Below are 22,582 nucleotides of genomic sequence, written 5' to 3' on the forward strand. Positions count from 1 at the left end.
CTCCGAACATTGCCTCGGCCCTTCAGGATGGCTCTTCTTCGGCAAGCGAAACAGGATTACGGTAAGTGCGCCATGAAGTATGGTAGGCAGGGGGCGACTGACGCATGCCGGGAGTTTCAATCCATGTCGTCGATGTCTCGCGTGGCGTCGTTGCCGAAGGCATGCGCGTCGAGTTGTTCGCCATTGATGACCAGGCGTCACCGCGACTGATCGCATCCGGCTTATTGTCGGGTACCGGCGTGCTCGCCGATGCCGCGCTCGACCGCCGGTTCGAAGCCGGCTTCTACGAGGCCCGCTTCCATGTTGCAGACTTCTACCGGTCCGCGACCGGCGTAAGCGCCACGGTACCGTTCCTCGATGTCATCAGCTACCGCTTCGGGATTGCCGATCCGCAGGCGCATTATCACCTGCCGATGAAATGCACCCCGTGGGGCTATTCCTGCTTTCGCGGCGGAGCGTAGGATCGTCCGGACGCCGGCTCCGGCGGTCACCCGCTCGTATCGCCCGGCCTGCATCTTGCATAGATGAGTCTTGTATAGATGACTGCACATTGGATCGGCCTACGGCTTCTTTGAAGCAGACGACAGGGAGGGTGAAGCAATGAAAACATGTCGGTATATCGCGCCATTGATACTGGCGCTCGGCCTTGGCGCCGCGCCTGCCTTGGCACAGGACTATCCGACCAAGCCCGTCCGCATCGTTGTCACCTTCCCGCCCGGCGGATCGAGTGACGTCACCGCACGCGCCTTGTCGGTCCCGCTGCAGAAAGCGCTGGGCCAGCCGGTCGTGGTCGACAACAAACCGGGGGCCGGCGGCACTATCGCCGGTACGGAAATCTTCCGCGCTGCACCCGATGGCTACAATCTCATGATGTCGAACACGACGCCGATCTCGCTTGCGCCATTCATGCTCGATCCGGCACCCTACGACTCGGTCAACGACTTCACCCATGTCAGTCTGGTTGCAACCGTGCCAGACGTGGTGATGGTGCATCCTTCGGTGCCGGCGAAGAACCTCGCCGAGCTGGTCGACTGGGTAAAGAGCCAGAACAAAAAAGTCTTTTACGGCTCGGGCGGTGTCGGCTCGATCGGTCACATCCTCGGCGAGACTTTCAAAAAGCAGACCGGACTCAACATCGAGCACGTCGGTTATCGCGGCAGTGCGCCGATGATCACCGACCTGATCGCGGGCCGGTTGAGCTTCTCGTTCGACACCCTGCCGCAGAATGTACCGCACATCAAAGCCGAAAAGCTGCGCCCGCTCGCGGTCACGTCGCGCGAGCGCTCGCATGTCGCGCCGGATATCCAGACGGTGCTGGAAGCCGGCATGCCCTATCTGGTCGCCGAAAACTTCATTGGCGTCTCGGCTCCCGCGAACCTGCCCGCTCCCGTGCTTGGCAAGCTGCACAGCGCGATCCAGACCGCTCTCGACGATCCGGCGCTGGTCGCGCGACTGCGCGATCTGGGACTAACGGTGCAGAAGATGCCACAACCGGCTTTCGCGGATTTCGTAAAAAAGCAAGTTGAAGGCTGGGCAGAACCGGTCAAGGCGTCCGGCGCGAAACTCAACTGATAGAATCGGCGATTGCGCGCGGCTCTATCGGCCGCGCCCAGTCGATACGCAACGGGCGAACTCTGGATGACGATCCGAAATCCCCGCGACTTCTGGGCCGGCACCATCTATCTCGCGCTCGCGGTCGCGGTGCTGTGGATCGGTCGGGCTTATCCACTCGGGTCCAGTGCGCGCATGGGCCCAGGCTACTTTCCTATCGCTCTCGGCCTGCTGCTCGCCGTGTTCGGTGCGGCATCGGTCGCGCGGTCCTTCGTGCGTGCAGGAGAGCCAATCACGCCATTCGCCTGGCGGCCGCTGCTGCTGGTCCTCGGCTCGGTCGTGGCATTCGGGCTGCTCGTGCACGGCCTCGGGGCATTGATCGCCCTGCCCATCCTGATCCTGATCGCAGCCATGGCAAGCCGCTACTCGCGCCCCGATGCCACATCGGTGGCTGCTCTCATTGGCATGACTGCATTCTGCGTACTGGTCTTCATCAAGGGGCTCGGAATGCCGATGCCACTGATCGGCGCCTGGCTGGGCGGCTGACATGAACATGCTCGCCAATCTGGCCACCGGGTTCGAGACGGCGATGAGCCTCTCGAACCTGATGTATTGCCTGATCGGCGTGTTTCTCGGTACCGCGGTCGGCGTGCTGCCCGGGATCGGGCCGATCGCAACTATCGCGATGCTGCTGCCGATCACTTTCGGCCTGCCGCCCGTCTCGGCTTTGATCATGCTGTCCGGCATCTATTACGGCGCGCAATATGGCGGCTCGACCACTGCGATCCTGATCAATCTGCCGGGCGAATCCGCGTCGGTGGTCACGGCGCTGGACGGCTACAAGCTGGCGCGACAAGGCAAGGCGGGGCTCGCGCTCGCAACGGCGGCCATCGGCTCGTTCATCGCGGGGACCATCGCGACGGTCCTGGTCGCATTGTTCGCGCCGCCGCTGGCGGAGGTCGCGCTGAGATTTGGGCCGGCCGAATATTTCTCGCTGATGGTGCTTGGCCTCGTTGCGTCCGTCGTCCTGGCGAGCGGCTCGCTGCTTCACGCGCTGTCCATGGCGGTGGTTGGCCTGGTCCTCGGGCTTATCGGCACCGACGTGAATTCGGGTGTCGCGCGCTACAGCCTCGGCTTTCCGCAACTCTCGGACGGACTGGGCTTTGTCGTTCTGGCGATGGGCGTGTTCGGACTGGCTGAAATCGTTTCCAATCTCGAAAACGAGGCGAACCGAACGGCAATTGTGAAGCGCGTCAAGGGCCTCCTGCCCACGCGGGACGAATGGCGGCGCATCCTCGGCCCGATCCTGCGCGGCACCGTGATCGGCTCCGCGCTCGGAATTCTGCCCGGTGGCGGCGCGATCCTGGCGTCGTTCGCGTCCTACTCACTCGAGAAGCGGCTGTCCAAGACGCCGGAGCGGTTCGGGCAAGGTGCGGTCGAGGGCGTCGCGGGGCCCGAGGCGGCGAACAATGCCGGTGCGCAAACGTCGTTCATCCCGATGCTCACGCTCGGAATCCCGGCCAATCCGGTCATGGCGCTGATGATCGGCGCGCTAATGATCCAGGGTATCCAGCCCGGACCGACGATCGTGACCGAGCAGGCAACGCTGTTCTGGGGCGTCATTGTATCGATGTGGATCGGCAACGTGTTTCTGCTGATCCTCAACTTGCCGCTGATCGGCCTGTGGGTGCGGATGATCACCGTCCCCTACCACCTGCTCTATCCCGCCATCGTCGTATTCAGCGTCATCGGCGTGTTCTCGATCAGCAACACGACCTTCGACGTCTATCTGCTGGCTCTGTTCGGCTTCATTGGCTACGTCTTCCACAAGCTCGGCTGCGAGCCCACGCCAATGCTGCTCGGGTTCATACTCGGTCCGCCGATGGAAGAATATCTGCGGCGTGCGCTCACACTGTCGGAAGGCAGCGCCACAGTGCTGGTCACCGAGCCGCTGAGCGCTCTTCTGCTCCTGCTCGCGGCCCTGCTCCTGGGATCGACGCTGCTGCCGGCGATCAGGAAGGGTCGCGAAGAGACCTTCGTTCCGGAAACCTAGAACTCCTCCCATTCGTCGCGGACCACCGCGCGGGCGAGCGCGGTCTGCATCTGGCGGGCGGTGCCGCGCACCGTCTTGCCGACGGATTGAGGCGCGCGCTTCTGCACCGGCGCGGACGCCCGCTGCAGCGTATCGCCCAGCTGGAACGCGGCGACGCGGCCATCCAGGGCCTGTGACTGGTTCTCCAAAGTTTTCGCGGTCGCGGCATTTTCCTCGACCAGCGCCGAGTTCTGCTGCGTCAGTTCGTCCATCTGGCTGAGCGCCTTGTTGATCTGGTCGATGCCCGCAGTCTGTTCGGCACTGGCATTCGCGATGTCGGCCACGATCTCCGCGACCTCGTTGATGGATTGCAGAATCTCGTTCAGCGAGTCTCCGGTGCGGTTGACGAGCTGCACGCCCTGCCCGACCTCGTTCGAGGAATTCTGGATCAGATCCTTGATGTCCTTCGCCGCCTGCGAGGAGCGCTGCGCAAGATTGCGCACCTCCGACGCCACGACGGCGAAACCGCGTCCGGCCTCGCCGGCTCGCGCGGCCTCCACCGCCGCGTTGAGGGCCAGAAGATTGGTCTGGCGGGCGATCTCGTCGATCACCGAAATGATGTCGGAAATTCTCCGCGAGGATTCCTCGATCCGCGACATCGCCGAGACCGCCTGAGACACCACCTCGCCACCGCGGCCGGCGACGTCGCGCGTACCGCGCATCAGGCTATTGGCATGTTGCGCACTTTCGGAATTCTTCCGCACGGTGGCGGCAATCTGTTCCATCGACGCCGAGGTTTCCTCCAGGCTCGCGGCCTGTTCCTCGGTACGCTGCGAGAGGCTCGACGTGCTTGCCGATATTTCAGCCGACGCATTTGCCACTTCGCGGGTCGAGTCGAGGATCGACGATAGCGTCCCCTGCAGCTGATCGATCGCCACGTTGAAGTCCTGCTGGACCTTCCGGTATTCCTCAGACCACGCGTCGTTGACGCGATAGGTCAGGTCGCCCTGCGCGAGCCGCTCCAGTCCGCGGCTGAGGCCCTCGACCACATCGGCAACGCGTTTGGCGGCGTCCAGCTCCTGCTGGCGTGCGCGCTCGCGCTGCTCGGCAATCTGGCGATCCTGTTCGGTCGCGGCCTCTTTCGAGCGTTCGAGCGCGATGGCGTTTTCCTTGAAGACATTGACGGCGCGCGCCATCTCGCCGATTTCGTCGCCGCGCTCGACCGACTTCACGTCGACGGCGAAATTGCCGGCGGACAGGACCTGCATGTCGGATGTCAGCTTCGTCAGCGGACGGATGACAAAGGCGTTGATCGCGGCGATGCCGGCCACCAGGATCAGGGACAGAAGCGCGATCACACCGCCGAGCCAGAGATAGGCCGACCGCTCCTCGTGGCCGGCGCTGACCTCGGTGTCCTTGTTCATCTTCTCGGCGTCGGCGACGATACGGTCGATCACAGCGCGGTGCTGCTGATAGGCGGAGCTGACATGTTCGTAGCTTTGCTTCGCGGCTGCGGCATCGTTGCGCGCCAGCGCCGGCAGCAATTCGCTTTCGATCCGCGTCCAGAAGTCCTGCGCGTGCCGGTAGGATTCTTCGGTCAGGGTCGTCTTGATCGCAGACGGCAGATTGGAAGACAGCCAGTATTTCTGCCGGTCATCGAACTGAGTGCGAAGCTCCTTGAGGCGCGCAACGCTTTCGGCCAATGGCTTGGCCCGGTTCTCCGCCAGCGTGGCCTCGAGATACGATTCAACGACATAGAGCGGCGGCGGCAGGATATCTGCGACGAGATCCTTGCCCTGCACGATCTGATCGTAGATCGGCCCACCGACCTTGATCCGGGACACGGTGATAGCACCGATGATGGCGACAACAGTAATTCCGACTGCAATGGTGGCGCCAAATGCAAAGATTGCCGACTTGACCTTCATGATTCGAACTTTCCTTGGCCTCGAACGCCGTAGTCCTAAGGTGGGCCAGTAAAAGTTCCATCAAATTTAATGGGGAATTTCTGTGAATTTCAGAAAATTTGGCTGACTGGAAAACGAGAGCTTGGCCTCCCCTGCGACAACCCGTTAACGATCCGTCAATACGGCGGCCACAATCGCCACCGTCAGGGCGCCGGCACGCCGAGCCGGCGCCCGCTCCTCAATCAAATCCGATGACTCGCGGCTTCGGCATCCGCGGAGTTCTAGAACTCTTCCCATTGATCCTTGGCAACGGCGCTTGCGAGCGCCGTCTGCATCTGCCGAGCGGTGCCGCGCACCGCTACGGGCTTGCGGACGGCTGATTGCGGCGTGCGCGTCTGTACCGATGCCGCCGGGAGTTGCACCTCCGCGCCATCCTCGAACAGCCGGAAAGCGGCGACCCGGCCGTCGAGCGCCTGCGACTGATGCTCCAGCGTCTTCGCGGTGGCGGCATTTTCCTCGACCAGCGCCGAGTTCTGCTGCGTCACCTCGTCCATCTGGCTCAGCGCCTTGTTGACCTGATCGATACCCGTCGCCTGCTCGGCGCTGGCATTGGCGATGTCGGCGACGATGCCCGCAACCTCGTTGATGCTCTTGAGGATCTCTTGCAGCGACTCGCCGGCGCGATTGACGAGTTGCACACCCTCCCCGACCGCGCTCGACGAATTCGTGATCAGGTTCTTGATGTCCTTCGCCGCCTGGGACGAACGCTGGGCAAGGTTGCGCACTTCGGCGGCAACGACGGCAAAGCCGCGTCCGGCCTCACCGGCGCGGGCGGCTTCCACCGCCGCATTGAGCGCAAGCAGATTGGTCTGGCGCGCGATCTCGTCGATCACCGAGATGATGTCGGAAATCTTGCGCGATGAATCCTCGATGCGCGACATCGCCGAAACCGCCTGCGACACCACCTCGCCGCCACGCCCGGCGACGTCGCGGGTGCCCTGCATCAGGCTATTGGCATGCTGGGCGCTTTCGGCATTCTTCTTCACGGTCGCCGAGATTTCCTCCATCGAGGCGGAGGTCTGTTCGAGATTGGCGGCCTGTTCTTCGGTGCGCTGCGACAGGTCGGTCGTGCTCGACGAAATCTCCAGCGACGCGCTCGACACTTCGCGGGTCGATTCCACGATCGCGGTCAGCGTCTCCTGCAACTGGTCGATGGCGCCGTTGAAATCGTCCTGGATCTTCGTGTACTCGCTGGCCCAGCCCTCACGGACGCGATAGGTCAGATCGCCCTCGGCCAGCCTTTCCAGTCCGCGGCCGAGACCATCGACCACCTGCGCAACCTGACGTGCGGCCTCGGCGCGCGCCGCATCGCTGCGGGCTCGCTCCTCCTCCGCCGCCTGACGGTCCTGCGCCGCCTGCGCCTCCAGGCGCTCCTTCTGAACCGCGGCCTCGCGGAACACGGTCAATGCGCGCGCCATCTCGCCGATCTCGTCGCTGTCCCGAACCCCGGTAATGGCGACGTCATTGTCCCCCGCTGCCAGGCGCCGCATGCTGTCGCAGGTCGTGCTCAAGCGGCGGACCAGATTGCGCTGGACATAGAAGAAGGCGATCAGGCCGGCCGCCAGCAGTGAGGCGATCGCCACCACGATCAGCATCAGGCGGCTGTTCGCGAGTTCGGACAGCAGCGCGGCGGTGCCGCCCTTCATTCCGGTTTCGGTTTCCTTGACCAGCACCGAGACCGCATCGTCGAGCTGCTTCTGGATCTTCTGGTTCTCGTTGATGACGCGCGACGCACCTGCGTTTGCGCTCAGCTCCTGCTGACGCATCGTGAACACACCGTCGCTGCCCTGGCCGAGTTCCAGCAGCGCGTCGATATCCTTGCGGATCCCTTCGTTCTCGATGCTCTGGGCCGCGAGCATCAGGGTGTTGGCCGAATACGAGAACCGCTCCACGATCGGCTTCAATTGCTCCGCGCTCTTGGCGACCGCGCCCTCGCTGACGAGGCTGGCGATCAGATGGGTCTGGATCTTCAGCTCCAGCGCATTGCGGAAGTTGACGAGTTGGTTGTCGATGAGTTCGCGCACCAGCGTGCCGGTTCGTTTCACCGCCTGCTCGCCCTCCATCACGGTATCGAAATTCAGGTCGTCGATCAGGGTGATCAGGACATTGGCCAGGCCCTCATGGGCGCGGAACACATTCTGCAGGCGTGCAGCCTCGTTATCAGTGGCGGCGACCTTGCGGAAATCGGCAAGCTTCAGCAGGTTGGCTGAGCGCTCGCGCAGGCTGTTGTAACGATCGACCTTGGGCAGCGACGCGAGATGCTTCTCGGCCCGGCGCGCCGAGGCCGTAAACCGGTCTTCCAGCATCGCCAGGATCGCCGGAGATGTGGTCAGCGCGCCCGCGGTCAGGAGGCCGGTGGCGAGATTGGTCTCGGTCCCGATCTGGATCACGGTCTGCATGCGCTGGACGCCGTCTTCGACCAGCGACTTGATGGTGCGGTCGCCGGTCTTGCCGATATCCTCGGCCTTGTTCACGGCGCTGACATAGGATGCGTTGACGATCGGCGTCAGATCTTCGGTGATCTTGTTGTGCAGCTTGTGCAGCGTGTCGAGCTTGCGGTCGAGCAATGCGCGCAGGCTGGTGCGAGCCTGGATCACGGTGTCGAGATCGGACAGGTTGTTTTCCAGCAGCCGTGCCGCCACGTCCACGCCGCCGAAGGCCTGATTGCTCGAGCCGGCACGCACCTTGTCGATCATCATGCGCAGCTGCATCGAGCGGTCCTCGATCTGCGCGGCAATCTGGCGCTGATCGCGGATATTGTCGGCGCTGACGAAGCGTGCGGCACCGGCTGAGATCTCGCCCGACATCACCGACAGCCGGAGCGCCTCGGTCATCAGCGGCACCTCGCGTTCGGCAATGTGTTCGACGCTGTGCTCGGCCGAGCGGAAGGACAGGATCGCAACCGCGGACGCGACCACCGTCATCAATGCGACCGCGCCGAAGGCCAGTTGCAGCTTCAGCCCGATGCCGGCCCTGGCCAGATTTGCGGGATTCAGCCGGCCGAACACGTTACCAAGACGCATCTCTGTTTCCCCCGTCCGGCCAAGCCGGCAGTATGGCGGGCTCCCGGCCCGCCCTGATATTGTGTCGACGTGCGTTAGTTGGCGGACATCCGGATCAGCCGGTCGACGGCCTTGAACGAACCGTCCGGCTGGATCACCGTCATGAACACCCTGTCCAGACCCTCGTTATCCTCCGGACCGAATGTCATCGTCAGTCCGCCGATGTCGAAGGCACCGCCCTCCTTGATCGCCTTGAGCAGATCCGCGCGCGTGGGCTCGGGCCCTGCCCGCTCGAGCGCTGCAATCGCAAGCCGCCCGACCAGATAGCCTTCGAGCGAAACGAATTCCGGCTGCGCCTTCGGATCCGCCGCCTTGATCGCCGCCTGATAGTCGGCAACGACCTTGATCGATGCGTCCCATGGAAACGGCACCACCTGGCTGACGATCACGCCCGCGCCCTCGTTGCCAAGCTCCTGCGCCAGCGCAGAGGCGCCGACGAAGGAGATATTGACGAAGACCGGATTGAATTCGATCTTGCGGGCGAGCTTGATGAATGCCGCGCTGGGCTGATAGGCGCCGACCATCACCACGGCTTCGGGCTCTGCCTTGCGCAGAGTGAGCAACGCGGTCTTGATCGCGGTCGTATTACGTTCGTAGGTGCCTTCGGCGACAATCGGCAGGCCGCGCTTCTTCATGGCCTTTTCAAAGCCCGATAGCCCGGCGCGGCCGAAGGCGTCATCCTGATAGAGGATCGCGATGCTGTTGATCTTCAGATCCTCGGTCAGATGTCTGACCCAGGCTTCGGTTTCCGCATCATAGCTCGCGCGGATATTGATGACGGTGTCGAGCTTCGGATTGCGCAGGAACATCGCGCCCGTGAACGCGCCGATGAATGGCACTTTGGCGGCAGCGGCAATCGGCTGCGCGGCAACCGCGGTTGGCGTACCGACCGGACCGATCAGCGCGAAAACCTTGTCGTCCTCGATGAGCTTGCGGGTGGCTGCGATCGCCTTGGATGGCTCGTATCCATCGTCGACGCTGATCAGTTTGATCTGGCGCCCGTGCACGCCGCCTTTGCGGTTCGCTTCGCTGAATGCCGCGAGCAGCCCCGCCTTCATGCCAAGACCGAGCGCCGACGCCGGACCCTGCAGAACCGCGGCCTGGCCGAATACGATCGCGTTTGAGGAGACGCCGTTCTCGGCTTTGGCAGTATCGAGACCAACCGCAAGGAGCGAACTTACCGCAAGCGCTATCACGTACCGCATGGACACCCCGTTCTAGGATGCGTGGCAACCGGCCTCGCGAATTGTGATCGACCATAAACGCCCGCGGTAAATACCTCCCTAACGTTGCATCTGCGCGCGCAGAAATTGCATCCCGGTCAAGCAGTCAGTCAGGCGGCCTGCGCTTCGTAGCGGTCGTCAAGCAGATGATTGAGATCGATCATCGCGATCATGCCCGCCTCGACCGTGATCAGGCCGGAGAGGAATTCGGTGCGACCATTGCGAACCACAGTCGGAACCGGCTGCACCTGCTCGCCCTCGAAGGCGACAATGTCGAGCACGCGATCAGCGAGAAGGCCGATCTGCTGATCCTGGATCTGCACGATGATAACGACATGCAGGGCCGTCGCCTCGGTCAATCCGCCGCCGAACCGGCAGCGCAGGTCGATGATCGGCACCATCACGCCGCGCAGGTTCAGCACGCCGCGCACGTAATCCGGCTGTCCCGGCAAGTGGCTGATTTCGGACCAGCCCTTGATCTCGCGAACCGCCATAATGTCCACGCCGTATTGCTCCTCGCCAATGGCGAAGCTGATCAGTTCGGCGCTGACCGATTCACTTTGCCGCGCGGCGACAGCTTGTGACGCCTTGCTCGCGGAGTCATTCATGGCTTGCGTCATTGAATTTCCCATCATCCTCAAATGCGGGTGCATGCGATGCACCGGTCCGTGCCGCGCAGGCCGGTGAAGGCCTGCCCGCGCGGACAGACGTTCCGCGCGAAATTCGCCGCAGCAAGCTGCCAGACAAGTCTTAATTTCACGCTAAATGGTTCCATCGCAGTCCCAAACGCATGGCGCCGGCGTGTTGCCACGCCGGCGCGCATGAACGCTTAAGAAAGGGTTGCGATCAGAAGTCCTGGTCTCGGGCGACCGCAGTCGCCAGCGCCGATTGCATCTGGCGGGCGGTGCCGCGCACCGGCGCCGCACGGCGAACCGCAACCGCTTTCGGTGCAACCGCAGCCATGGTCCGTCCGGCCGTGTCGAGCTGGAACACCGCAACCCGGCCATCGAGCGCACTCGACTGGTCTTCCAGGGTCTTGGCCGTCGCCGCATTCTCCTCGACCAGCGCCGAGTTCTGCTGCGTGACCTCATCCATCTGCGCCAGCGCCTTGTTGATCTGGTCGATGCCGGCCGCCTGTTCCGAACTCGCATTGGCGATATCGGCGACGATATCGGCAACCGAGCGGATCGACTGCAGGATGTCCTTCAGCGAGTCGCCGGCGCGGTTGACGAGCTGCACGCCTTGCTCGACCTGACCCGACGAATTGACGATCAGATCCTTGATGTCCTTGGCCGCCTGCGACGAGCGCTGGGCAAGGCTGCGGACTTCGGACGCGACCACCGCGAAGCCACGGCCGGCTTCACCCGCGCGTGCGGCTTCGACAGCCGCATTCAGCGCCAGCAGATTGGTCTGGCGTGCGATCTCGTCGATGACCGAGATGATGTCAGAGATTTTGCGTGAGGATTCCTCGATGCCCGCCATCGCGGTGACCGCCTCGGCGACCACCGCTTCGCCGCGGCCCGCGACCTCGCGGGTTTCGCGGGTCAGTTCGTTGGCCCGCTGCGCGTTCTCGGCATTCTGCTTCACGGTCGCGGCGATTTCCTCCATCGAGGCCGAGGTCTCTTCCAGGCTCGCGGCCTGCTCCTCGGTGCGCTGCGACAGATCGGTGGTCGCGGTCGCGATTTCGGCCGCGGCGTTCTGGATTTCCATCGAGGACGATGCGATGCGTTGCACCGTGTCCTGCAATTGTTCGATGGCGCCGTTGAAGTCGCTCTGGATCTTCTTGTACTCGGCAGTGAACTCCTTCGACACGCGATAGGTCAGGTTGCCCTTGGCGAGATTCTCCAGGCCTTGGCCGAGTTCGGCCACGACCTCCGCCACGATGCGGGCCTGCTCGGCCTCGAGTCGCGCACGCTCATCGCGCTCGGCCTGTTCGCGGCGCGCGATCTCGGCTTCGCGCTCGGCCTCCATCCGCATCTTCTCGGCCAGCCGCATCTTGAACTCGTCGACCGCACCGGCAATGCCGCCGATTTCGTCCTTGCGGCCGACGCCGGGCAGCACGACATCGAAATTGCCCGCGGCCAGTTCACGCATGCCGCCGGTCAAGGCACGCAGCGGCTTGATCACGGTGAAGAACATGAAGATGGCGGTGGCGATAAGCATCGCCGCCACGAGGCCAGCCAGGAGTTCGTTGACGTGCTCAGAAAACTCCATCGTGCCAACAAACGCCTCGTTTTCGGCCTTTACCTGAGCGCGGGCGACATCCACGACGGTCGAAGACAACTTCTCCATCTCGGCGGCCAGCGGCAATGTGCGTTCGCGTGCTATTGTTGCTGCCTGCCGGTCAAGAGTGCCGGCTCGCTCCGCTTCGCCGTTCGCCTGCGCAGCAATCGCCTCCGACCGGATCGCGGCGATCTCTTTGCCGCCAACCGAGTAGCTCTCGACCATGCCCTTCAGCCGTTCGACATTCTCACCTGTCCGGCCTGAGGCACGAACATTTTCAAGCGCGCGAATAGCGAAGTATTCCGCACTCTTTCGCCGTGCCTCAAGATAATCAGCCGCGCGCTTCAAGTCTTCCGCCGTTGCGGCCAGACGCAGATCACGAATACCGATCTGCATGCCACGGATCGAAGCCTTCGCGTCAATAACATCAGCGACGACCGCCTGTTCGCGATCAACATGCGCCTTGCTCCCCTGAACTCTGCTGTCCCCAATCAGTTGAGAACACCCAATCGCCGCAACGAGCAGGACAGCAATCACGGATGAGATGGCGATCTTGGTGCTGATCGCAACATCCAGTGCCAATTTCTTGAACATCTGAATTTCCTGACCTCAATTGAATAATGCAATCTGGCGGAACCGGGGCGCGGTGCGTGACCGCGCCCCGTCAGAACTCAGAACTCTTCCCACTCGTCCTTGGCGACGGCAGTCGCCGCGCCCGAGCGGACAACCGCGCGCGCGGCCGGCTTGCGGACAGGTGCGGCAGGCTTGGACTGCGCCGGGCGCTTGTGCAGCGGGGTCACGACCCTGGAGGAGTCCGAGCTGCTCAGCTTGTAGGCGCCGATCCGCTCGTCCATCGCGCCGGCCTGCTGTTCCAGCGTCCGCGCTGTCGCAGCATTCTCCTCGACCATCGCCGAGTTCTGCTGCGTCACCTCGTCCATCTGGGTCAGCGCCTTGTTGATCTGCTCGATCCCGCCGGCCTGTTCGTTGGAGGCCGTCGAGATGTCGGCCACGATGTCGGCGACCTGCTTGATCGAGGCCAAAATCTCCTTCAGCGAGGTACCAGTCCGGTTGACGAGCTCCACGCCATCCTGGACCAGGGTCGAGGAGTTCGTGATCAGGTCCTTGATGTCCTTGGCCGCCTGCGAGGAGCGCTGCGCGAGGCTGCGCACTTCGGACGCAACCACCGCAAAGCCGCGTCCCGCTTCGCCGGCGCGCGCCGCTTCGACCGCGGCATTGAGCGCCAGCAGATTGGTCTGGCGCGCGATTTCGTCGATCACCGAAATGATGTCGGCGATCTTGCGCGACGATTCCTCGATCCGCGCCATGGCCGAGACCGCCTCGGCCACCACTTCGCCGCCACGGTCGGCGACCTCATGGGTGCCGCGGGTCAGGTCGTTGGCGTGTTTCGCATTCTCGGCGTTCTTCTTCACGGTCGCCGCGATCTGCTCCATCGAGGCCGAGGTCTCTTCCAGGCTGGCGGCCTGTTCCTCGGTGCGCTGCGACAGGTCGGTCGTGGCGGTGGAGATTTCAGCGGCCGCGCTCGACACTTCCTGCGACGTGGTTTTGATCTCGCTCATGACCTCCGCCATGCTGTCGAGCAACTCGTTGACGCCGCCGCACAGCAATTCCAGTTCGCCGGTCTTGCCGACCATCGGAATCCGCTGGCTCAGATCCTTGTTCTTGGCGGCGGTCACGGCATCGCGGGTCTGCTCGACGGCCATGCGCATCGCGGTGATGTCGGAGGCGAACTTGACGACCTTGAACGGCCTCCCGCTGGCATCCATGATCGGGTTGTAGCTGGCCTGGATCCAGACCTCCTTGCCGCCCTTGCCGATCCGCTTGTATTGCGCCGCGTCGAATTCGCCGCGTCCGAGCTTCTCCCAGAAATGCTTGTATTCCACGCTCTGCCGATAGCCCGGCTCGACGAACATGCTGTGGTGATGGCCCTTGACCTCCTGCAGGCTGTAGCCAAGCGTGTTCAGGAAGTTGTCGTTGGCGGTGATGATGGTGCCGTCGAGATTGAACTCGATGACGGCCTGGGCCTTGTGAATGGCGGCCATCTGGCCTTCGAAATCGGCGTTCCGCAGCTTCTCGGCGGTGATGTCGGTTGCGAACTTGATCACGCCGACGACTTTTCCGGAACGGTCGAGCAGCGGGTTATAGCTGGCCTGAATCCAGATTTCCTTGCCGTCCTTGCGGATGCGCTTGTACTGGGCGGCGTCGAATTCGCCGCGGCCGAGCTTCTGCCAGAAGGCCGTGTAGTCGGGGCTGTTGCGATAGGCCGGGTCGACGAACATGCTGTGATGCTTGCCCTTGACCTCGTCCAGCGTGTAACCGAGCGCCTGCAGGAAATTCGGGTTCGCGTGCAGGATCTTTCCATCCGGCGAAAACTCGATCACGGCTTGCGACCGGTTGATGGCTGCAATCTGCGACGCCATCTCGGACGAGCTGAGACTACGTCCGGATGTCTGGGACTTCGATGAACCAAAAAAGGACATTGGTGTTCTCCGGCTAGATCAGATGTGTGGGGATGTTTGTTGGCGGATCAGGCGGCGGCCTGAACCGGTGTTTCGTCGCTATCGGTTGCGAGCAGTTTTTCGAGATCCATCAGCGCGATCATGCCGGCCTCCGCATTGACCAGGCCTGACAGGCAATCGTTGCCGGCACGGCCTGCGACGCGCGGGACCGGCTGCACCCGCGCAGCCTCGAAGGCCACGATGTCGAGCACGCGATCCGCCAGCAATCCGACCTGGCGCTGCTGAACCTGCACGATGATCACGACATGCAACGCGGTCGCATCGGTCAGCCCGCCGCCGAGCCGGCATCGCAGATCGATGATCGGCACCATGACGCCGCGCAGATTGAGCACGCCGCGAACGTAATCCGGCTGGCGCGGGAGGTGGGTGATATCCGTCCAGCCCTTGATCTCGCGCACCGCCATGATATCGACGCCGTATTGCTCGTCGCCGATCGCGAATGAGATCAGTTCGGTGCTGGGGCCATTGTCCGGGCCGGCGGCGGCCCGTGACATCACGGCCTCGGCTTCAACACTGGATGAACCGTCGGACATTTGCTGACCTCGCAGTCGGGCCCGCGCGCGCAAAGGCGCGCGACCGAGGCCGCTTCGGATGCTGTCTTGGATTTCTGAGAAGGGGCTTCGAAACGTCGTTTGGGCGCCGGGTGAAATTCAACTCGGGTTCAACGTAAATTACACTCGATCAATTCATTTAATTCAGTATTAAAATTGATGGGCTTTCGCCGTTATGCAGCAAACATTTGTGGATCAGTCCGAGGCAAGGATCACGTTTTTAACCAGCGGATAAATCTGGCTTTCCCATTTCTTCCCGCTGAACACACCGTAATGCCCGACGCCCGGCTGCATGTGATGGCGTTTGCGATACGGACGCAGTCCCGAACAAAGGTCATGCGCCGCCAGCGTCTGCCCAACCGCGCAGATGTCGTCGCGCTCGCCCTCGACCGTGAGCAGCATGGTGCGACGGATGGCGGACGGATCGACCCGGCGGCCCTCATAGTCGAGCTGGCCGAGCGGCAAGGTGTGCTCCTGAAACACCAGGCGCACAGTCTCGAGATAGAATTCGGCGGTGAGATCGAGCACTGCAAAATACTCGTCGTAAAAATCCTTGGTGATCCGGGCCTTTTCCAATTCGCCCTTGGCGAGATTGTCGTAGAGCTCGCGATGCGCCTTGGTGTGGCGGTCCATGTTCATGCTGAGGAAGGCGGCGAGCTGGACGAAGCCCGGATAGACCTTCCGGAATGCGCCGTCGTAGCGGAACGGCACCCGCGCGATCAGGTTCTTCTCGAACCATGACATCGGCTTGCTCTTGGCAAGCTCGTTGACCTTGGTCGGATTCACCCGCGTATCGATCGGCCCGGCCATCAGCGTCATCGAGCGCGGCTGCGCCGGATGATCGCCCTGCGCCATCACGGCCGCCGCCACCAGCGCCGCAACGCAGGGCTGGCACACCGCGATGACATGCGCGCCCGGCCCGATCGCCTCGAGAAACTCGATCAGGTGGGTGACGTAATCGTCGAAACCGAAACGGCCGGCCGACAACGGAACGTCGCGGGCATTGTGCCAGTCAGTGATATAGACGTCATGCTCCGGCAGCATGGTGCGCACGGTCCCGCGCAGCAGCGTTGCGAAATGCCCCGACAGCGGGGCCACGATCAGCACCCGCGGCTGCGCGGTGTCGACGTCCTTGCGGAAGCGAAGCAGCGTTCCAAATGGGGTGACATGGGTCACCTCTTCGATGACCTCCACCTCCCGATTGCCGACCGTCACGCTCTTGATGCCGTAATCCGGGCGGGTATGGGTCAGCCGGGCGCGCGAAATCAGTTCGTAGGCTGCGGTTAGATTCCGGACGGCATGTCCGTTCATATGGGGCATGGCTGCATGCGCAGACAATGCAAAGCCGGCAAGGGCTCGCACCGGCACCATCATGTCGGCACTCGCCTGATAAGCCTGGTACAGCATCCACCCCGCGGCCCCCGCCGCCCCTGTTGCAGTGCAAAAGACTAGTGCATTTTTTTTGCCACTGCGAGATAATTTGCACGCCGGTGGATAGGGGGCGGGCGCCCGGCATGCCCGATCGGGGGATTTTCGGATGGCGCAAGCCACTTTGACCATCAGTAGCCGCAATTACGGGTCCTGGTCGCTGCGGGGATGGCTGTTGTGCAAGTTCGCCGGGATCGATTTCGAGACCGTGATGGTGAACAGCGACGATCCGTCGGTGCGTGCCGAATTGCTGCTGCTGTCGCCCTCCTTCCTGGTGCCGATGCTGACGCATGACGGCATCAAGGTTTGGGACACCCTCGCTATCGGCGGCTATCTGAACGAACTCAATCCCGATGCCGGGCTGCTGCCGAGAGAGCGCGTGGCCCGCGCCCATTGCCGCGCGGTGTCGGGCGAGATGCATTCCGGCTTCTCGAACATGCGCTCGGCGCTGCCGATGAATCTCAAGGCGCATTATCCGGGCTTCAAGGTCTGGGCCGGCGCACAAGCCGATATCGACCGCATCATCACGATCTGGAACGAATGCCTGAGCAGCTATGGCGGGCCGTTCCTGTTCGGCGCGGTCCCGAGCATGGCGGATGCCATGTACGCGCCGGTCTGCACACGCTTCATCACCTATGACGTCAAGCTCGACAAGGCGAGTGCTGCCTATTGCAAGACCATCATGGCGATGCCGCTGATGCAGGAATGGATCGAGGTGGCGAAGGAAGAGCCCGACGAGGTGGAAGAACTCGACGTTGAATTCTAGTGCGCGCGACAATGTCGCGCTGCACCGTTTCAAATGGTTCGACAACCATGCCACCGGATAACGATCGCGGCGGCTTCGCAATCGTGCCGGGTTATTGGATGATGCGGGTCTTCACAAACGGAGGATACGCATGCCGCCACAACTCGATGTCAATCCGTTCGTAACCGGCGCGACCTCCGCACAGATCGCCACGATCCTCGGTGCGATGCGCAACGTTGCGCAAACCGGGGGCGCCCTGAGCGACGCCGATGCACGCGCGCTGGCGGCGGCTTCGCTCTACATGTTCGGACAGACAATGCCGCTCGATGTCGCGGCGCTGACGCCGGTCGAGCCAGCGGCGCTCCAAGACGCGATCGCCGATCCGGCTTTGCGCGAGGATGCACTGCGGTTCATGACGGTGATGGCCTTTGTCGATGGCACACTCGACAGGGCAAAGATCGCGGCCGTGCTCGCTTATGCCAAAGCGCTCGGATTGCACGAGCGCTTCATCGACGAAATCGCCGAAGCCGCGGCCGGCCATGTCAAGGAAGCGCTCGCCGACATGACGCGCGCCAACATGGTGAGCATTACCGGAAAAACCTGGACGGATGCGGACGCGACCGGCTGGCTGATGCCCTATGCGAAAGCGCCGGACCCTGCCCTCGCCGCACGGTGCGAGGCGCTGGGCCAGCTGCCGCGGGACAGCTTCGGCTATGCGTTCTATATGCATTATACCAGCAACAAGTATGATTTCCCGGGCAAAGCCAACGGCCTGAATGCCGGCTTCGCATTGCCGCACGACACCGTACATGTCGTCTCAGGCTACGGCACCACACCACGCGGCGAACTTCTGGCCTCGACCTTCACCGCGGCCATGCATCCGCATTATCCGATGGCGGGCCACATCCTGCCGGTGATTTTCTCCTGGCATCTCGATGTCGAGATCAATCCGGTGGCGAAGGACGCCGCGGGCGGACTCGACCTGGTCGAATTCTGGCATGCCTATGCCGGCGGCAAGACCGCGACCATCGACACCTTCGCGCCGGGCTGGGATTTCTGGGCCTATGTCGAGACGCCGCTGCGCACGTTGCGGCGGCAATGGACGATCCCGGAGGACGGTCTGGACCGGAAGGCACTCTCCGCGTCAGCTGAAAACCGTAGCCCGGGTTGAGCGCAAGCGAAACCCGGGACCCATCGCCCCGCATGTCGCTGCCGTTCAATGCGGGCTACAAGCCGACCGGTTCTACAGCGCCTCCGCGATCTCCTTTGCGCCGACCACCACGTCGTGGTCGTAGATCGTCTTGCGGAACGACGCATGCGCGACAATTTCGGCGTCCCGCTTCGCGACGTCGCCGTGCATCGTGTCGTAGCGCAAGCCGTTCTCGCGCGCGCCGCGCTGCACACCGGCGACGCGTTCGCGGCGCAGCTTTTCATACGCGACGAGTGCGGCCGGTGCCCCGACGCGGTCGGTGCGGGAGAGAATGGTGGCGAGCGCCATGCCGTCCTCGATCGACTGGTTGGCGCCCTGCCCGAGATGCGGCAGCATCGGATGCGCGGCATCGCCGAGCAGCGTCAGCCGTCCCTTGGTCCAGGTCGGCAGCGGTTCGCGATCATATAGCGCCCATTTGAAGGTGGAGTCGACCTTGCTCAGCAATCCTTCGATGCGCGGATCCCAGCCGGCGAATTCCGCGCGCAACGCGTCAGGGTCGCCTTTCGCGGTCCAGGATTCCTTCATCTCCGCATCGGCCGGAACGAAGCCGACATAATTGATGATCGTGCCAGCGCGCACCGGGAACACCAGGAAATGCTTGCCGCGCCCGAGCCACATTTGCCACACATCCGTCGGCCAGTGCGGCACGTCCGCATGCGGCACCAGTCCGCGATAGGCGACCGTGCCCGAAAACACCGCCCTCGATGGCGGAAACACATACGGCCGCAATTCGGAATGAATGCCGTCGCAGCCGATCACGATGTCGGCCTCCGCCACCGCGCCATTCTCGAACGTCACCCGCGCTGAGGTTTCGTCCTGCACAAATCCGGTGGCGCGGTGCCCGCATTTCACCACGCCAGCCGGCAATGCGGCGGCGAGAAAGTTCACCAGATCGGCGCGATGCATGCCGAAGGTGGCGTTCCAGCCTGCGGAATCGGTCACCTGCACCGGCGCGATCGGACTTCCATCATCGCGAAAATAATGCGAGCCAGCACCGACGCGGGCGCCCCATTTTTCGACCGCAGGCCCCAATCCGACGCGCTCGAGTTGGCGCACGCTGTTCGGCGTGATGAAAACACCGGCGCCGATTTCACCGAGCGCCGGCGCCTGCTCGTAGACCGTCACCTGCAGGCGATGTGCAAGCAGCGCATTGGCGGCAAACAGCCCGCCAATGCCGCCGCCAACAATCGCAACGCTTGGGCCGGCCAGATTAGGACGCAACGCTGCCATCTCCATCACTCCTGTCCCCCTGCGACATGAAAATGCTTCGGATATCCGCAGGTTTCAAGTATGTGTGCGGCAAGCCTGCAGAACAGAAAATCCGGGAGACGTCCATGCTGAAAACCGGCGCTATGCGCGCAGCGCTCGCGGCCCTTGTCGTTCTGTCGGCAGGCACCTCTGCCTTTGCGCAGGATTTCCCGAACCGTCCGGTGAAGATCATCGTGCCGTTCCCGGCCGGCGGAACCGCCGATGCTGTGCCGCGGCTGGTCGCGGACTGGCTGTCGAGGAAATGGGGCCAGCCGGTGATCATCGAAAACCCGACCGGCGCGGCCGGCAATATCGGCTCCGAGCAAGCCTATCGCGCCGAGCCCGACGGCTACACGCTGCTGTCGGCGCCGCCGCCGCCGCTCGTCATCAACCAGAATTTGTACAAGAACCTGAATTTCGATGCGTCGAAATTCGAACCGATCATCGTGATGGCGCAGGTGCCGAACGGCATTATGGTCAATCCGTCGAAGATCGCGGCCACCACGGTGCCGGAATTCATCGCGCATCTGAAAGCCAATCCCGGCAAGGTCACATCAGCTACGCAGGGTAACGGCACCACATCGCATCTCACCTCCGAGATGCTGCAGATGATGGGCGACGTGAAGGTGCAGCACATCCCCTATCGTGGCACTGCGCCGGCGCTGCAGGACCTGATCGCCGGCAATGTTGATTTCATGTGCGACAATCTCGGCGTATCGCTGCCGCTGGTACAGAGCGGAAAGCTGAAGCTGCTCGGCGTTGCGACACCGAAGCGCATGTCATCGCTGCCGAACGTGCCGACCATTGCCGAGACGCTGCCGGGATTTGAATCCGTTGCGTGGTATGCGGTCGTGGCTCCGCCCAAGACACCCAAGGCGATCACCGAGAAGATCAACGCCGACATCAACGAGGCGCTGCGCGATCCTGCAATTCAGGAAAAGCTGAAGACGTTTTCGGCCGAAGTGGTCGGCGGCTCGACTGCGGAAACCGCGAAATATCTGAGCGACGAGGTCGCGCGCTGGAACAAGGTGATCAAGGAAGCCAATGTGAAGATCGGGGGGTAGCGCCATAACGGCGCACTCGATCCGTCATCCTGAGGAGCGAGCGAGTAGCAAGGCTCCAAGGATGAACAGCACGGAACGTTTCAGGGGCCATCGCTCTTCGAGGGCCGGCCTTCGGCCGGGCACGTCAGGGTGACGGTCACAGTTCAACGATTGTGCCCTACCCCACCGCCTGAAGCGCGCCGACCGGATCGGCGGTGATCAGCACGAACGCGATCACGCAAGGCTTGTCGCCATTGTTGATCCAGTCATGGATGGTGCCGCGCTGCACCAGCACATCGCCCGCCTTCAGATGCACGATCTCGTCGTCGAGCGTCATGTCGATTTCACCCGACAGCACCACTGCGTAGTCGATCGAATTGGTGCGGTGATTGCGCGGCGCAACACCCGGCGCGTATTCGATCACGCGGAACACCGCACGATCCTTCATCGCGGTCCCAACGATCTCCTTGGCGCCGTCGCTGTCGCCCTCGTTGTTGGCGGGCAGCGGCGTCGACCAGATATTGAAGAAGGTGCAGCCCTGGCGCGGATTGATCACGTCCGTCGAGATCTCGTCGATCAGGACGGTGGCCTTTCCGTCTTTCTTGTGGCCGGTGACGACGCGGCGAACCTGCATTGCAAAACCTCTATCGCGAGATGTCGTTGATTGTTGTAACCGGGACGCGCGGGCCCGGACAGCGTTGCAAATACCGCATGTGCGGTTCTGGATTCCGGGCTCGCGAGCTTCGCTCGCGCCCCGGAATGACAGATGGCTATTTCGGCTCCAGGCCGACGCGGCGGATGATATCGCCCCAGCGGCTGGTTTCGGATTGCACGTAAGTGTCGGCGTCCTTCACCGAGCCGCCGACCGGCATGAAGCCGATCTTCTCGAGCTGCGCCTCGGTGTCCTTGTCCGCCAGGATGGCATTGACGTCGGCATTGATCTTCTGAATGACGGCGTCCGGCGTCTTCGCCGGTACGAAGAACACCACCCAGGTGGTGTCGTCGGCCTCGCCGAGGCCAAGCTCGCGCGCGGTCGGCACGTTCGGCAATGCCTTGACGCGGTCCTTACTGGTCACGGCCAGTCCCTTAACCTGCCCGGCCTGCACATTCTGCACCGCCGCCGACAGCGCAACGCTGGCCAGCGGAATATGCGAGCCGAGCACGGCCTGCGTCGCCGGACCCGCGCCGGTGAACGGCGCATGCGGAATGTCGACCTTGCCCTCGAGCTTGAAGATGCGCTCCGCCGACAGATGCGGCGTGGTGCCGGCGCCGGCAGTGCCGTAGGTCATCTTCTCGGTCTTCGCGGCCTCGATCGCTTCTTTCAGATCGTTCGCCTTGAGCGTCGGCGCGCCGATGATCAGGTTCGGCGTAGTCGCGACGATCCCCGCCGCCTTGAAATCGCCCGGCACATAACCCGGATTCTTCGTCAGCGTCTGGTTGACCGCGAAGGCCGAAGTGGTGACCAGAATCGTATAGCCGTCGGCATCCGCCTTGGCCGCCTGCATCGCGGCAATATTGCCGCCGGCGCCGCCGCGGTTCTCGACTACCACACTCTGCTTCCAGCGGTCGTTGAGCTTCTGCCCGATGATGCGGGCGATCGAATCCGCCGGCCCCCCGGGCGCGAAGGCCACCAGCAGTTTCACCGGCTTGTTCGGATAGTCCTGCGCCTGCGCGGACGGTGTTGCGGCAAACGCAGCGAGCGCGGAACACACACTTGCAATTTTGACGACGCGGCGCACGAGCGTTCTCCCGATTGATCCTT

At 63.0% G+C, this 22,582-nt stretch carries 18 protein-coding genes; 7 read left to right on the plus strand and 11 right to left on the minus strand.

The features are described 5' to 3' along the window. The first annotated feature begins 104 nt into the window (after positions 1-104). The 4 genes from AC5I5I_RS17765 to AC5I5I_RS17780 all read left to right on the plus strand — a co-directional run bounded on the left by AC5I5I_RS17765 (position 105) and on the right by AC5I5I_RS17780 (position 3,604). Entirely contained in the window at positions 105-461 is a 357-nt protein-coding gene (locus tag AC5I5I_RS17765; RefSeq protein WP_495975249.1) for a hydroxyisourate hydrolase, read from the plus strand. Between the two features lie 139 nt (positions 462-600). Continuing rightward, entirely contained in the window at positions 601-1,572 is a 972-nt protein-coding gene (locus AC5I5I_RS17770) for a Bug family tripartite tricarboxylate transporter substrate binding protein (RefSeq protein ID WP_495975250.1), read from the plus strand. Positions 1,573-1,638: 66 nt separating this feature from the next. Then, on the plus strand, positions 1,639-2,097 hold the full coding sequence (locus AC5I5I_RS17775; RefSeq protein ID WP_495975251.1) for a tripartite tricarboxylate transporter TctB family protein: 459 nt from the start codon (positions 1,639-1,641) through the stop codon (positions 2,095-2,097). A gap of 1 nt (position 2,098) precedes the next feature. Then, entirely contained in the window at positions 2,099-3,604 is a 1,506-nt protein-coding gene (locus tag AC5I5I_RS17780; RefSeq protein ID WP_495975252.1) for a tripartite tricarboxylate transporter permease, read from the plus strand. Here AC5I5I_RS17780 and AC5I5I_RS17785 read toward each other — a convergent pair. The 8 genes from AC5I5I_RS17785 to AC5I5I_RS17820 all read right to left on the minus strand — a co-directional run bounded on the left by AC5I5I_RS17785 (position 3,601) and on the right by AC5I5I_RS17820 (position 16,553). Then, positions 3,601-5,511 (minus strand): methyl-accepting chemotaxis protein, encoded by a 1,911-nt coding sequence (locus tag AC5I5I_RS17785; RefSeq protein WP_495975253.1) that lies wholly within the window; start codon positions 5,509-5,511, stop codon positions 3,601-3,603. The two genes, AC5I5I_RS17780 and AC5I5I_RS17785, sit on opposite strands and share 4 nt — an antisense overlap. 260 nt (positions 5,512-5,771) lie before the next feature. Then, complete coding sequence (locus AC5I5I_RS17790; protein ID WP_495975254.1) at positions 5,772-8,573, minus strand: methyl-accepting chemotaxis protein; 2,802 nt, start codon at positions 8,571-8,573, stop codon at positions 5,772-5,774. A 74-nt stretch (positions 8,574-8,647) separates the two neighbouring features. After that, entirely contained in the window at positions 8,648-9,817 is a 1,170-nt protein-coding gene (locus AC5I5I_RS17795) for an ABC transporter substrate-binding protein (protein ID WP_495758591.1), read from the minus strand. Positions 9,818-9,945: 128 nt separating this feature from the next. Continuing rightward, positions 9,946-10,455 carry a chemotaxis protein CheW gene (locus AC5I5I_RS17800; protein ID WP_495975255.1) on the minus strand — a complete coding sequence of 170 codons (510 nt, stop codon included), beginning with the start codon at positions 10,453-10,455 and terminating at the stop codon, positions 9,946-9,948. A gap of 226 nt (positions 10,456-10,681) precedes the next feature. Beyond that, positions 10,682-12,652: a methyl-accepting chemotaxis protein gene (locus AC5I5I_RS17805; RefSeq protein WP_495975256.1), complete on the minus strand. Its 1,971-nt coding sequence runs from the start codon at positions 12,650-12,652 to the stop codon at positions 10,682-10,684. 77 nt (positions 12,653-12,729) lie between these two features. Continuing rightward, entirely contained in the window at positions 12,730-14,556 is a 1,827-nt protein-coding gene (locus AC5I5I_RS17810; RefSeq protein ID WP_495975257.1) for a methyl-accepting chemotaxis protein, read from the minus strand. Between the two features lie 47 nt (positions 14,557-14,603). Then, entirely contained in the window at positions 14,604-15,128 is a 525-nt protein-coding gene (locus tag AC5I5I_RS17815; RefSeq protein ID WP_495975258.1) for a chemotaxis protein CheW, read from the minus strand. Between the two features lie 213 nt (positions 15,129-15,341). Further along, on the minus strand, positions 15,342-16,553 hold the full coding sequence (locus AC5I5I_RS17820; RefSeq protein ID WP_495975259.1) for a polyhydroxyalkanoate depolymerase: 1,212 nt from the start codon (positions 16,551-16,553) through the stop codon (positions 15,342-15,344). 130 nt (positions 16,554-16,683) lie between these two features. Here AC5I5I_RS17820 and AC5I5I_RS17825 point away from each other — a divergent pair, with 130 nt between their 5' ends. Beyond that, complete coding sequence (locus AC5I5I_RS17825; protein ID WP_495975260.1) at positions 16,684-17,340, plus strand: glutathione S-transferase family protein; 657 nt, start codon at positions 16,684-16,686, stop codon at positions 17,338-17,340. Between the two features lie 130 nt (positions 17,341-17,470). Beyond that, complete coding sequence (locus tag AC5I5I_RS17830; protein WP_495975261.1) at positions 17,471-18,490, plus strand: hypothetical protein; 1,020 nt, start codon at positions 17,471-17,473, stop codon at positions 18,488-18,490. A gap of 72 nt (positions 18,491-18,562) precedes the next feature. On the opposite strand, the gene AC5I5I_RS17835 is transcribed toward AC5I5I_RS17830, so the two are convergent. Continuing rightward, positions 18,563-19,759, minus strand: a complete 1,197-nt coding sequence (locus AC5I5I_RS17835; protein WP_495975262.1) for an FAD-dependent monooxygenase — start codon at positions 19,757-19,759, stop codon at positions 18,563-18,565. A gap of 104 nt (positions 19,760-19,863) precedes the next feature. Here AC5I5I_RS17835 and AC5I5I_RS17840 point away from each other — a divergent pair, with 104 nt between their 5' ends. After that, on the plus strand, positions 19,864-20,841 hold the full coding sequence (locus tag AC5I5I_RS17840) for a Bug family tripartite tricarboxylate transporter substrate binding protein (RefSeq protein WP_495975263.1): 978 nt from the start codon (positions 19,864-19,866) through the stop codon (positions 20,839-20,841). Positions 20,842-20,998: 157 nt separating this feature from the next. Here the strand turns inward: AC5I5I_RS17840 and AC5I5I_RS17845 are convergent, their stop codons facing one another. After that, positions 20,999-21,454 carry a cupin domain-containing protein gene (locus AC5I5I_RS17845; RefSeq protein ID WP_495975264.1) on the minus strand — a complete coding sequence of 152 codons (456 nt, stop codon included), beginning with the start codon at positions 21,452-21,454 and terminating at the stop codon, positions 20,999-21,001. A gap of 136 nt (positions 21,455-21,590) precedes the next feature. Continuing rightward, positions 21,591-22,559, minus strand: coding sequence for a Bug family tripartite tricarboxylate transporter substrate binding protein (locus AC5I5I_RS17850; RefSeq protein ID WP_495975265.1), 969 nt, complete (start codon positions 22,557-22,559; stop codon positions 21,591-21,593). Between the last annotated feature and the right edge of the window lie 23 nt (positions 22,560-22,582).

Source organism: Pseudorhodoplanes sp., assembly GCF_059499825.1.

Coding starts and splice junctions, on each gene's coding strand:
- AC5I5I_RS17815 (WP_495975258.1), bottom strand. CDS start 15,128: ATGTCCGACGGTTCATCCAGTGTTGAAGCCGAGGCCGTGATGTCACGG.
- AC5I5I_RS17835 (WP_495975262.1), bottom strand. CDS start 19,759: ATGGCAGCGTTGCGTCCTAATCTGGCCGGCCCAAGCGTTGCGATTGTT.
- AC5I5I_RS17810 (WP_495975257.1), bottom strand. CDS start 14,556: ATGTCCTTTTTTGGTTCATCGAAGTCCCAGACATCCGGACGTAGTCTC.
- AC5I5I_RS17785 (WP_495975253.1), bottom strand. CDS start 5,511: ATGAAGGTCAAGTCGGCAATCTTTGCATTTGGCGCCACCATTGCAGTC.
- AC5I5I_RS17840 (WP_495975263.1), top strand. CDS start 19,864: ATGCTGAAAACCGGCGCTATGCGCGCAGCGCTCGCGGCCCTTGTCGTT.
- AC5I5I_RS17845 (WP_495975264.1), bottom strand. CDS start 21,454: ATGCAGGTTCGCCGCGTCGTCACCGGCCACAAGAAAGACGGAAAGGCC.
- AC5I5I_RS17790 (WP_495975254.1), bottom strand. CDS start 8,573: ATGCGTCTTGGTAACGTGTTCGGCCGGCTGAATCCCGCAAATCTGGCC.
- AC5I5I_RS17800 (WP_495975255.1), bottom strand. CDS start 10,455: ATGACGCAAGCCATGAATGACTCCGCGAGCAAGGCGTCACAAGCTGTC.
- AC5I5I_RS17795 (WP_495758591.1), bottom strand. CDS start 9,817: ATGCGGTACGTGATAGCGCTTGCGGTAAGTTCGCTCCTTGCGGTTGGT.
- AC5I5I_RS17820 (WP_495975259.1), bottom strand. CDS start 16,553: ATGCTGTACCAGGCTTATCAGGCGAGTGCCGACATGATGGTGCCGGTG.
- AC5I5I_RS17775 (WP_495975251.1), top strand. CDS start 1,639: ATGACGATCCGAAATCCCCGCGACTTCTGGGCCGGCACCATCTATCTC.
- AC5I5I_RS17805 (WP_495975256.1), bottom strand. CDS start 12,652: ATGTTCAAGAAATTGGCACTGGATGTTGCGATCAGCACCAAGATCGCC.
- AC5I5I_RS17825 (WP_495975260.1), top strand. CDS start 16,684: ATGGCGCAAGCCACTTTGACCATCAGTAGCCGCAATTACGGGTCCTGG.
- AC5I5I_RS17780 (WP_495975252.1), top strand. CDS start 2,099: ATGAACATGCTCGCCAATCTGGCCACCGGGTTCGAGACGGCGATGAGC.
- AC5I5I_RS17765 (WP_495975249.1), top strand. CDS start 105: ATGCCGGGAGTTTCAATCCATGTCGTCGATGTCTCGCGTGGCGTCGTT.
- AC5I5I_RS17830 (WP_495975261.1), top strand. CDS start 17,471: ATGCCGCCACAACTCGATGTCAATCCGTTCGTAACCGGCGCGACCTCC.
- AC5I5I_RS17770 (WP_495975250.1), top strand. CDS start 601: ATGAAAACATGTCGGTATATCGCGCCATTGATACTGGCGCTCGGCCTT.